The sequence below is a fragment of the Enterococcus villorum genome, from assembly GCF_007990225.1.
In the GTDB taxonomy this organism is placed as follows: domain Bacteria; phylum Bacillota; class Bacilli; order Lactobacillales; family Enterococcaceae; genus Enterococcus_B; species Enterococcus_B villorum.
On record NZ_BJWF01000054.1, the window covers coordinates 1 to 11,427 of the forward strand.

General features: G+C 32.8%; 12 protein-coding genes, 1 tRNA gene and 1 pseudogene. 3 read left to right on the plus strand and 11 right to left on the minus strand.

Annotated elements, in window-relative coordinates:
* Positions 1 to 153: 153 nt before the first annotated feature.
* The 7 genes from EVI01_RS12600 to EVI01_RS12630 form a co-directional block, all read right to left on the minus strand.
* Entirely contained in the window at positions 154 to 768 is a 615-nt protein-coding gene (locus tag EVI01_RS12600) for a GNAT family N-acetyltransferase (protein WP_010752597.1), read from the minus strand.
* Positions 769 to 770: 2 nt separating this feature from the next.
* The gene (locus tag EVI01_RS12605) at positions 771 to 1,211 is read right to left on the minus strand and encodes a MarR family winged helix-turn-helix transcriptional regulator (RefSeq protein ID WP_010752598.1); all 441 of its coding nucleotides are present in this window, start codon (positions 1,209 to 1,211) and stop codon (positions 771 to 773) included.
* A gap of 628 nt (positions 1,212 to 1,839) precedes the next feature.
* Positions 1,840 to 2,151: a DUF1292 domain-containing protein gene (locus EVI01_RS12610; protein WP_010718676.1), complete on the minus strand. Its 312-nt coding sequence runs from the start codon at positions 2,149 to 2,151 to the stop codon at positions 1,840 to 1,842.
* 18 nt (positions 2,152 to 2,169) lie between these two features.
* Positions 2,170 to 2,601 carry a Holliday junction resolvase RuvX gene (gene ruvX / locus EVI01_RS12615; protein ID WP_010752599.1) on the minus strand — a complete coding sequence of 144 codons (432 nt, stop codon included), beginning with the start codon at positions 2,599 to 2,601 and terminating at the stop codon, positions 2,170 to 2,172.
* Entirely contained in the window at positions 2,598 to 2,864 is a 267-nt protein-coding gene (locus EVI01_RS12620; RefSeq protein WP_010718678.1) for an IreB family regulatory phosphoprotein, read from the minus strand. The genes ruvX and EVI01_RS12620 overlap by 4 nt, the downstream gene beginning before the upstream one ends.
* Before the next feature lie 267 nt (positions 2,865 to 3,131).
* Entirely contained in the window at positions 3,132 to 3,848 is a 717-nt protein-coding gene (locus EVI01_RS12625; protein WP_010752600.1) for a DNA/RNA non-specific endonuclease, read from the minus strand.
* A 360-nt stretch (positions 3,849 to 4,208) separates the two neighbouring features.
* Positions 4,209 to 4,279 (minus strand) — tRNA-Gly (locus EVI01_RS12630).
* A gap of 119 nt (positions 4,280 to 4,398) precedes the next feature.
* On the opposite strand from EVI01_RS12630, the gene EVI01_RS12635 reads away from it, so the two are divergent.
* Entirely contained in the window at positions 4,399 to 5,151 is a 753-nt protein-coding gene (locus EVI01_RS12635) for a threonine/serine exporter family protein (RefSeq protein WP_010752601.1), read from the plus strand.
* A 15-nt stretch (positions 5,152 to 5,166) separates the two neighbouring features.
* Positions 5,167 to 5,643, plus strand: coding sequence for a threonine/serine exporter family protein (locus EVI01_RS12640; protein ID WP_010752602.1), 477 nt, complete (start codon positions 5,167 to 5,169; stop codon positions 5,641 to 5,643).
* 793 nt (positions 5,644 to 6,436) lie between these two features.
* Here the strand turns inward: EVI01_RS12640 and EVI01_RS14185 are convergent.
* The 4 genes and pseudogenes from EVI01_RS14185 to EVI01_RS12665 all read right to left on the minus strand — a co-directional run bounded on the left by EVI01_RS14185 (position 6,437) and on the right by EVI01_RS12665 (position 10,708).
* Positions 6,437 to 7,153, minus strand: a complete 717-nt coding sequence (locus tag EVI01_RS14185; RefSeq protein WP_010752604.1) for a hypothetical protein — start codon at positions 7,151 to 7,153, stop codon at positions 6,437 to 6,439.
* A gap of 904 nt (positions 7,154 to 8,057) precedes the next feature.
* Complete coding sequence (locus EVI01_RS12655; RefSeq protein ID WP_010752606.1) at positions 8,058 to 8,609, minus strand: hypothetical protein; 552 nt, start codon at positions 8,607 to 8,609, stop codon at positions 8,058 to 8,060.
* A gap of 275 nt (positions 8,610 to 8,884) precedes the next feature.
* Positions 8,885 to 9,759: pseudogene (locus tag EVI01_RS12660) on the minus strand (TIGR03943 family putative permease subunit).
* Between the two features lie 10 nt (positions 9,760 to 9,769).
* The gene (locus EVI01_RS12665; protein ID WP_010752608.1) at positions 9,770 to 10,708 is read right to left on the minus strand and encodes a permease; all 939 of its coding nucleotides are present in this window, start codon (positions 10,706 to 10,708) and stop codon (positions 9,770 to 9,772) included.
* A 247-nt stretch (positions 10,709 to 10,955) separates the two neighbouring features.
* Here EVI01_RS12665 and EVI01_RS12670 point away from each other — a divergent pair, with 247 nt between their 5' ends.
* A complete protein-coding gene (locus EVI01_RS12670; protein WP_010752609.1) occupies positions 10,956 to 11,303 on the plus strand; it encodes a thioredoxin family protein in 348 nt (115 codons plus the stop codon).
* Positions 11,304 to 11,427: the final 124 nt, after the last annotated feature.

Here is an 11,427-nt window from a genome sequence, read left to right on the forward strand (position 1 = left end):
TCGCTTATTTCACGTCCTTACCCACAGTGTTCAAAGCATTGCTTCAAGAATTAAGCCCAAAAATGCAAAAATATGAAAAGCTATTTTCGCATTTTTGGGCTTAATTCTTGAAGCAGATCACGCTGTTTACAATGATTCGTTTTTTGATCGTATTTAAATTAGCTGCTTGCTATAAAGGAAACAGGAAAGAGGGACTAATTTTCCACCAAGCTCCATTTCAATTTCTTTTTCTTCTGAACGCTTAAATCCTTTTTTTTCATAGAATTGATAGGTGCAATTACTATCGGTATATAAATAAACTAATTTATCTTGTTCAAGTCTCTTTAATTCGTTTAACAATCTAGTTCCAATCCCTTTTCCCTTTATTTTAGGATCAGCAGCTAGAAAACAGATTTCACCACTAGGAGAATTTTTTTTGAGATAATCTTTGAGCATCACAGCATTCGCTTTGTCATACGTATTAGGGCCGTCTTTAATGATAAGTTTCATTAATGATTCAAATCCCTTGACATATAACTTTCTCCAGAATGAAGAATATTTTTTTTCTTGTTTTTTCATATCTACCATCAAGATTCCCGCAAGTTTATCATCAATATACGCTGCAATGATATTTGTAGCACGTTCCATTTCCATATAAAAAAAATAACGACCATATAACTTAAGAGCAAATTGATTCTCAAGATATTTATTAAAATTCATTCCATTAATTGCGAACTCGATTGCTTTATTAAAATCTTTTTTTCTTAACTCTTTTATTTCTAAATTCATTTCTATTCCCCCTCAATTTTATCCAGTTCAATTGAAACTATCTCATTAAGCTTCTCCGCCATTTGTAGTAATAATTCGCAATTTTCATCTCCCAATTGAGTGAGTATCCTTTCTTCAAACCTAGCTGTTTCCAAAATAATTGGTTGAAAAAAACGTTTTCCAGAATTGGTAAAATCGACTAATTTTTCTTTTTTATTGGAACCTTCTTTAAGAAAAAGATAGTCTTTCTTTATAAATTCTACTAAAATACTATGCACTGTAGACTTTGGTAGATGCAGGATGTCGCCTATTTGTTTTTGTGTTATGGACTCTGCTTCCTCTATCAAACAAATTGTCATCAACGAGTTAAACGTCATCCCATGTTTTTTTGCTATTTCTGAATAGACCGTATCAATTGTATTTAATGTGCCATTCAATTTTGACATCATATTTTTATAATCCATAAACCCCGCTCCTCACAAAGTACGATTTCGTACTATTTACACTTATTATATTAGTGCGATTTCGCACTAAAGTCAAGAGAAAAATTTTTAACTACTGCCGTTTATATATTGTAGGACAGAAAATAAGGATTATCCTCGAGTAACAATAATTCCTCAAATATTTTTCTAAATTACCAATGTTTCAATGGAATTTTGTTTCTAAATTTCATATAAAATAGTTAACTTTATTAGTTCCAACTACAAAATAGTTTTCTGTTCGCTCTATTTCTATAACTTTTTTGCATGCTTAAGATGACTAATCTTAGATAAGATATATGTATAGTTGTTGAATTGATTAGTGCCCTTAATTACCTTGATCAATCTTTTCGACGTAATATTTACGGTTCGATTTTTATTTTAGGAGCAACTTTATTAACCCTATTTGATTTACCAGATATTAGTTAAAATATAATGCTAACTATTGTTATCATTATAAGGAACAGCAAGCTTCTCATACGTTAAACCCTGTTTTCCTTTTTCTAGTCACGAATAATTCATTTGAATTTCTAATTATTTAAGTCAGTTTCTTGGTCAAAAGAATAAAAATAGAGAAACCTTGATGTGACAAGGTTTCTCCTGCTTTTTAAGACTATTCTTCTTCTTCAGCCATGAATGTATTGAACACTTCTTCAATCATATCCCATTCAGCATCTGTTTCGATTTGCTCCAGTTCGCCTTCTGTACCATCTTCATTTTCTACATAGGCATAGGCTTGTAATTCTACATCTTCATCTTCTGGTACACCAGCTGGATAAAGTAATACGTAGTTGCGACCAAACTCTTCTTGGCCATCAACTGTTAATAAAATTTCGTATAATGTTTCATTTCCTTGGTCGTCTACCAACGTAATATGCTCATGCCCTTCATGATCGTGATCATGTGTGTGATTATGTTCTGTCATAATTCTCCCTCTTTCATTTTAAAATAAGTGTTTTCCTGAACCATCTAAATAATTTTGTAAAATCATCACAGCAGCTAATTTATCAATCACTTTTTTTCTCTTTGCTCTTGATGTATTGGCCTGTTCAACTAACATCCGTTCTGCTTGAACAGTTGTCAGCCGTTCGTCTTGATATTCAACTGGTAAAGAGAATAATTCTTTGATTTTTTCTCCATAAGCCATCGAGCTTTCTGCTCTAGGTCCAATTGTATTATTCATATTTTTAGGTAAGCCTATCACAAAACGATCGACTTCATATTGAGCGACTAATTCTTTTAATCGATCAAAACCAAATTCTTCCGCTTCTTCATTGATGCGAATAATTTCTACTCCTTGAGCGGTCCAACCGAAAGGATCACTGACAGCGACACCCACTGTTTTTGAGCCCACGTCTAAGCCCATTACTCTCATATACTTACCCCATGATTTGTCAGATAATCTTTTACGATTACCTCCATAATTTCATCGCGTTCGTGACGGCGTATCAAATTTCTTGCATCACGATAACGAGGAATGTAGGCCGGGTCTCCAGAAAGCAAGTAGCCCACAATCTGGTTAATTGGATTGTAACCTTTTTCTTCTAAAGCCCGATAAACGATCGCTAATGTTTCACTCACTTCTTTTTTACGACTATCATCAAAACCAAAACGCACGGTTTCATCTGTAAAACCCATGATTCTACACCTCTTTCCCGCAAGGTATTTCATTTACCTTCTACACTTTTATTTTACTCGAATTAACATAAAACTACAAACAAATCTTAAAAAACTTCTAGATAATTTAAGAAGCATATTTGTCATTACTTTAACATACATCCAATGGAGCATTCCTCATATTGAGCATCCCTTAAATTAAGTATACGCTATCTTTAGATAAATATAAGCTTTTTCGATAATTCTTCAATAAATTCATATTTTTTTCGCACATATTTAATGGTTTAACTATTGTTTCGTTGCTTGGCCAGTTTCATAGTTTATTTTATAGCCATCTTGTACATTATAGATAAAAACATTAAATTTTATTTTTTTGTCCTCTATACTCTCAGCTTCTAGTTGGACACCTCTAGCTACTAGCTCATTTCCTTCAAAATGCGGTGTCACACGATAACGAACATGATGATTCGTTTCTTTGATATAAGTTGCGATATCATTTTCGTGCGCCAACATATAAGGGGCATTCAATGAACGAGTTCCTGTCATTAAATTTTTAATATTATTGTTTTGCCCAGTAAGCTGGAACCCAATGAGATGGCTTCGATTATACAACCATTGTCCATCACTTAATTTCTTTTGTTTCCAACCGGTTGGATTCACATAAAGTGCTTCTCGCTTTTCTGTTGGAAACAAGTCTTTTCCTAGCATCGCATTCGCAGCACCCACACGATTTAATCGATCAATATTTGAATAACTTTGCCAAGTTCCTTTGGCTAAACTTAAATCTTCCTCAGAAAAGTTTGGCTTATTCTGGTTGATTTCTATTTCTTGATGTTTCCCATCGTATGCTGGAACGTCTGCTACTTGTGAAACCTGTGGTGTTGAATCAAATAAACCAGTGATTTGTTGGACAAGATCGGAATTTTTTTGTGTTGATAACCCTAGTGCCCCAGCTAAAACCGCCACAACTACACCCATAATGGCTTTTGTCGTTTTTTTCTGCATTTCTATACTCCTTTTCTAAACAACTATTCTAAACTTTAACATACGTTCCCCTTTTTTTAAATAATTAATTCCTTTTATTTATGAGAAATAGAACTAAAAAACTCTCTCTACCTAATAGTAATACGCAAAAAAAAGAGACTTCCTAAAAACTCTTGCTTTTCCCCCTTCTCACGAATTTATTTAAACAATATAGATAGAAATAGACAACACCAATTAGCAGCGATCACTGACATATTTGGTGTTGTCTATTTCATCAAAGGTTCATTATTTTTTAGTAGTCAAAATCTTCGAGAGAATCATGTGAAAGTTGAATCAATGATTTATTTTTTCTCAGTCTATTACTTATTTCCTTGTTTTTTAAGCGGGTGACGGGAATCGAACCCGCGACATCAGCTTGGGAAGCTGGGATTTTACCACTAAACTACACCCGCATCTTACAAAAATTAGTATACGCCGATTACTTTTCAGACTCAAGTTTTTATTTCTTTTTCTTTCCATCATTTATTTGTAGTAGAATGAAAGTAATCAATGAGTGATTGGAGAAGATACGATGTCGGAAAAAGATTTGAATTTATTACTTGACACTTGTTTGCTTGCTGGCAAAATCATGATGGAAAGTAATGCTGAGATGTATCGAGTAGAAGATACGATGAGTCGGATTGCTCTAGCTTCTGGCAACTACCGACTAGTAAGCTACGTGACTCAAACAGGATTATTTGTAGGAATTGATCGTACATCGACGATTAGGATGGAACAAATTACGAATCGTTCGATCAATTTAGAAAAAGTAGTAAACGTCAATAATCTTTCCAGAAAATATGTTGCTGGCGAATTGTCTTTGAACGAACTTTATGCTTCATTACAAGAAATAGAAAAAGATCGGTCACTTTTTCCAGTCTGGCTTCAAGTATTAAGCGCTGCTATAATTAGTGGAACAATCATGGTTTTATTTGGTGGTAAAATAAGTGACCTCCCAATCACCTTATGTATTGGTGGCCTCGGTTATGCCATTTATCTTTATAGTTTAAAATTTTTCCGTATTAAATTTTTATCAGAATTTTTGTCTTCTTTATTGATTGGTCTGGCAGCGATTCTCAGCGTACGCATTGGTCTAGGAACTAATCAAGATTTGATTATCATTGGCTGTGTCATGCCTTTAGTACCTGGCGTGCAAATCACGAATGCCATCCGAGACTTATTAGCTGGACACTATGTTTCTGGTGTCTCACGTGGAACAGAAGCAATGATGACTGCGACAATGATTGGCTTTGCCATCGCATTTATCTTTCAATTATTTTACTAGGAAAGGATTGGCATTATGTGGAATCTAGTGATTCAAATTTCTTTTAGTTTTTTTGCCACAGCAGCTTTTGCAATTATCACCAATGTTCCTAGGCGTTCTTTGGTATGGTGTGGACTTTCTGGAGCTTTTGGCTGGATGATCTATTGGATTTGTGTTGAATTTGGCGGTAGCCCAGCGTTTGGTTCTTTACTTGGATCATTAGGTGTCGCATTTACCAGCGATCTTTTTTCTAAACGATTAAAAATGCCAGTAACAATTTTCAATATCCCTGGTATGGTACCTTTAGTTCCCGGGGGATTAGCCTATCAAGCAGTAAGAAATCTAGTGATTGGCTCTTACCAAGATGCTGCGAGTTATGCGGTTCAAGCAATCATGATTGCTGGTGCCATTGCTCTAGGATTAGTATTATCCGAAGTTTTTAATCACAATATTCGAAATTTTAAAGTGAAAAGAGAAGCCATTTTTTTAAAACGTAAAAAAAGAAACAAATAGAAAGAGAAAAAGAAACATAGCAAGCAAAAATCCCAGTAAAAACAATTTTTACTTTATTTGTTTGACATAAAAAGAGCTATAGCTAATCGTTCATTTATTCTAAAAAGCAAGTAGGATCTTCTTCCCAAGAAGCTCCTACTTAAAGGGTTAAAAAAGCTAAGTGAAAGTAGTTTACTAAAAAAGCAGATTCTCACAACTAGAGCAATCTGCTTTTTTTGATTTATAGACTCTTCTTAGAAGTTTTCTTACAATAGATGCCAAGTAAATTTTACCAAATTTCTACACACTTAAAAAGCCATATCCAGCTTCTTGATATGGCTTCACTACTCAACTATTCAAACTGATTTCCATTACTTAATATTTCCTAGACCTGTTGCCTATTTTTTCTATTAAGTGTTCCTGTTTTTCGTTTTATACCAATGCTTCATCACCCATAATGTTACTAATACAACTGAGACTACAATCATTATTAGAATATAGTCATTTATAGAAATACTTAAGACACTAATTTGCATTGACTCCAACAATTTATTGGGTACATATATACATAGTGCGCTTAATAACAGTATTATCCCTATATTTAATCTGTGATAAAAATTTTTTTCAAAAAGAATGGACAACCCAAATACCAATCCTAAAAATGACATATCGAGATGGATCACTTTTTGTTTCCATAAAAATATATCGGTTATTCCTACCATTAATAGAATGAAGCCTATTAGCCAAAAAAATTTATTAAGTAATTCGAATAAATCTCGCTTCATTTCTCTACACAGCCTTTTTCTAGTATACTTTAATAAGTTCTATGTTGATAACCAACGATTGGCCCACCTTGATAATTACGCACTTCTCGTTTATGCAAACCAATCCAACCATTTCCGTTACTATCCAAAATATTAGCAATTTGAGTGCCAGCTGATAAACCGTATGCTCCCATGTATCCTAATAAAAATTTACTGGCATTTGCTGTTATAGCAAATACACTAGCCGTAAATGAAACAAGTGCACCCACACCAATATTGACTAATGTTGAAAATACATTTTTTCCTACTGCAAGCCCAGTATATATCCAAGAACTATAATAAGCATAAGTTGCTAATTCTTCTATTGGATTTTGATCAATTTCTCGAATAATAGGAAAAATTTCTTGGATTGTTTTAAATTCATTATTTTGGTCTAATTCTCGTTTTTCTACAATAATAGAGTTGTCTGTTCGAGTAACCGAAAGACTTTCTCCATTCAATTCATTTGAAATTTCTGTTGCAATAACTGTTCCGTCATTTTCTAGAACTTCAGTGATTACATTTTCACCTTCATTGTATGACAAAAGATGTGAAGATTCTTTTATCTGATGGACTCTAGTTATTAGAGAATTTTTTTCTTTAATAACATGCTTTAGAGATTCATTTTTTTCAAACGTTTCGTTAGCATATACTGATGAACCACTTAATGAAAACGGGACTATACCTAAAATCGCCGCACCAAAAACAATAAGGAATTTCAATTTCATCTTATACCTCCTATAATCTACTTTTTTAGCTTTCGAAAGCACTTTCATTTTAAATTAATAACATAGTTATTATTTAAAAGTATCCCAAAAAGTGCTTTTAGCATCATAATCGTTCGTTTTTACAAGTAAATAAAAAAACTAATTTTATTTATAGATATTCGAGTATTCTTTTTTATTTGAAAAAAATAATCTAGTTATAACGGATAAACACATAGAATAGATAGGTATATACGTAAAAAATTTTATTTTCTATACGACGCATTGTTTCCTTCCATGAATGACTCACCATTCACACTGTAACTGTTTCATTTTTTGTCAAGCAGTTTCTTATGCTATAAAATAGTCGCTATCACTATTTTTTCTTAAAGTGAACAATAATTTTGACTGTCATAGAATCTAACACATGTATACCCATCCTTTAACAGAATTAAAAATTTTGATTCTCAGAAACAATCCGTAAACTTTTAATGCTTCCTTCATAAAACTATTGGTAAAAACCATATCTAAGTTTCAGATATGACCTCCCTAATCAAGTAATCGCTTATCCAAACCAATTAGTTTATGTTACTTATTATTTTCCTCATTGTCCACATACTTCTAAATCATTTGTTTTAATTTTTCACCATCATAAACCAACAAGAATCTTTTGATCTTTTTTCACGTTTTCTGACACTAATTCATTGTCTATGATTAGAATGATGTTTTTTCAAAAAATAGCTTACAATTATTTCATAGCCCCATGCAATGAGAACAAGGAGAATCATTCTTATATAAATCGGAAAATAATCAATAATAAACGTATTAACCAATTCAAAAATCACTAGTAAGACTAAAAAATAAACAAATTGCCATTTTTTAGATAAATATTTCACATTAAACACCTTCCAATTATGTTTTCCTTATTTTATTGACTACGCACACTTATGATGACCCAGCGATCAATATTCGAACCCCATTTCCATCCTGACTGTTTATTTACACGAGCAATTATCCCTTTGCTTGTATTAATATTCGCCCCGATAGATCCAGTAATGGCTTGGGCTAGCCATCCTAAACCCACATAATGTACAACAGCCGCAAGACCGACAGTTTTTGCGGTAGTCGCAATATAAGAATTTAGATAGATATCCTTTGTCTCATTATTCACATTAAATACCTTATTTACACCAGCTATAAGCATCTCTATTTTTCTTTGTTGCGCCATTTCTTTAGCTGTAAAAATCGTCGATGGATCAATTCCCTGTTGTTCCAAAATCGTGATTAAGTCATCCATTTTTAAATTAGCTAATTGATTCAAACCTTTAGCAATTTCTTGTTCAGTCATGTTTTCGTCTATTGATTGATTCAACGAAATTTCTGTATTCTCATTAGCAAATACATTTGTTCCTACTGAGATTAACGGAGTACTCGAAACAACTAAAACAGATGTAAGTAAGACGAAATTTTTTTTTGACATATGTAACCCTCCAAAGTTTATAATTATCTTAATAAAGACAATCCAACTATAGACTAATAATCATGTTATGTTTTACATCTCTCATAAAAAGCGGTTTTAGATTCATAATCGTCAATTTTATATTCTATTTTTGTCTATTGTTTGAAATAGTATTCAGTCGTCAATTATCCCAAAAAGACAGTTGTTTTAATCATTCATTTTAAATCTATCCTTACTTACGCAAAAAAAAACATCCGCAAAGAAAAAATCTCTGCGGATACTTTTGATTATTTTACTTAAAATGATCGGTAAGCATACTGATTTTTAGGTGCTTCCACCTTTGTTGCTTGAGTAACTTCTACTGCTGGTATTTCACGTTTGAATGGTTCATAGTAGTCGGATTGGATGGAACCTTCTACTTTATACCACTCATCATTTTTTACGTTTACTCCGTCAGGCATATGAATGAGTAACCCAAACACACCAGAATCTGCGACACAATGGATAATACCAAAACGGAATAAAAAGCAATTTTCTTTTTCTTTATCAGGTGCTTGATACACAAAACCTTCGTAAGAAATTTTTTTCCAATAAACTCGCTTGGGTAATTATAAATCAATTCCATTATTTCTAAATAATTTTCATCCGTAATCTTAATAGTTTGTTTATCATCATACTTCTTTTTTAATTGGTTCATCTGATCTAAATAATCGGATTTATTAAAATAAATGCTGGTATCTGGTTTTAAATACTGCGTCTGCACTTCTGGATCGCCTACTGATTCTTTACTGACAGGAAAATTAAACCCTTTTGCTTCAACAATCGTCGTATCTAAGCTAACTGTCGGAAATAAAATACCCACAATGATAGGCAAAGCCAATAAGGTATAAGCAACCAATCGCTGAGAGGGTTTCGTTAAGCCATGGTCATGGTCATGATGATGTTCGTGAAGTTCATGATCCGATTCGTGTTCATTCATCTGTTTTTTTTCTTTGGTTGAATCGCTTTTAACCCAAATATATAATTGAACGAGCGCAAGTAACGCTGACAAAATCATCGATAGGATTGCCAAGTAACGATAGTGAACATTGATGTATTGATCTAGTTTACCCGATACTTGTAAGTACATCATTAATTCAAAATAACCAGATAATATCAAAAAACGTAACATACGACTCCTCCTAGATGAATAATGTAAAGCCAATGACACTTAAAGCGATTAAACCAATCAATGACAAAATAAAACGACCATTAAAATAACGATTCATCATCAAAAGATTTTTAATGTCTACCATTGGCCCAAAGACTAAAAAGGCCACAACTGGAGCGGTCCCGAAAAGACTAAGTAAAGAGGAACCGATAAAAGCATCCGCTTCAGAACATAAAGACATTGTAAATGCTAGTAATAACATAATAAAGATGGCTAATAATTTGGTGGAACCTAATGTTAACATGACACGAGTTGGTAAATATGTTTGCATGCTTGCAGCAATTAACCCACCCACAATCAAATACCGACCAGAATCAAAAAATTCGTCAATCGCATGTGTCAGTATATGACCTGATTGCTGACCCAGTTGTTTTACTTTTCTCAACGATGATTTACTCTGTTCACTTCCTTCATGTGAATGCTGGTGATGTTGTGTTTTTGCACTAGCTAGCTGTATTTTTTCTTTTAACACATTTTCCTTTTGAAAATAAGCAAGCCAAACGCCAATAATCAAGGCAACTACAAAACTTCCTAGCATTCGCCAACCTGCCATTTTCCAAGAATTTCCAAATGCAATAAAAGTAGAAAAAATGACAATTGGGTTAATAATCGGAGCAGTTAGCATAAAAGCAAAAGCCGTATGAACAGGCACCCCCTTTTTGACAAATTGGTGAACAATTGGTACAATTCCACATTCGCAAGAAGGAAAGAAAAATCCTAAAACAGAGCCTGTTAAAATAGATAAAAAGCGGTTATTTGGCAACCAGCGTTTCACTCGCTCTGGCGTTAAAAAGACTTGTAGTGCCCCAGAAATGAGGCAACCTAACAAAACAAATGGTAAAGCTTCAATGACGATTGATAAAAAAATCGTACTCATTTGCAATACCGAATTTGGCATAAAAGAAAACATTTTCTCTCTCCTTACATGAGCATCATTTGCCAGAATAATATACGCTTTTCAACAAAAAAAAACAAGTTTACTTTTATTTTCTTACTTAACTTTTATCTTTTAACAAATAAATCTCGGTCTGTTTATTTGACTTTTCCATCTTTTATTATTAAATTGATCCACGATGTTTGAATTTCTTTGCTTTATCTAAAATTTCATTTTAAGTAGCAAATAAAAGCATTTTACTTTTTAGAAAGGTCGTTTATTTATGAAAAAAACAACAAATTTACTAGAAGTGCAACATGCTTTAGCACAAGAAGAAACGGTGATTCTTTATTTGTCCATGCCCAATTGTAGCGTATGTCATGCTGTTCTTCCTCGTTTTGAGCATTTATTAAGTCATTATGATTTCCCTAGTTTTCATTTAGATGTTGCTAAAACGCCAGAAGTCGCTAGTGTTTTTCAAATCTTAACTGCGCCGGCTATTTTGATTTATCATAAAAACAAAGAAGTCGCACGCCAAGCTCGTTTTATCGACTTCCAATCATTAGAAAACTTGTTAAATCAACTAAGTAGTATTGATGAAACCTTGAGTTATGATAAATTATTTGATTAATTGTCTGTCACTTTTCTAGTTAAATAGCAAAAATTTTCAACACTAAATGATAAAAACTATTAATTTTTTATGATTGCTTTTTAAATAGCTATCACTAAATTATCTCTTACTACTTTCTTAGATT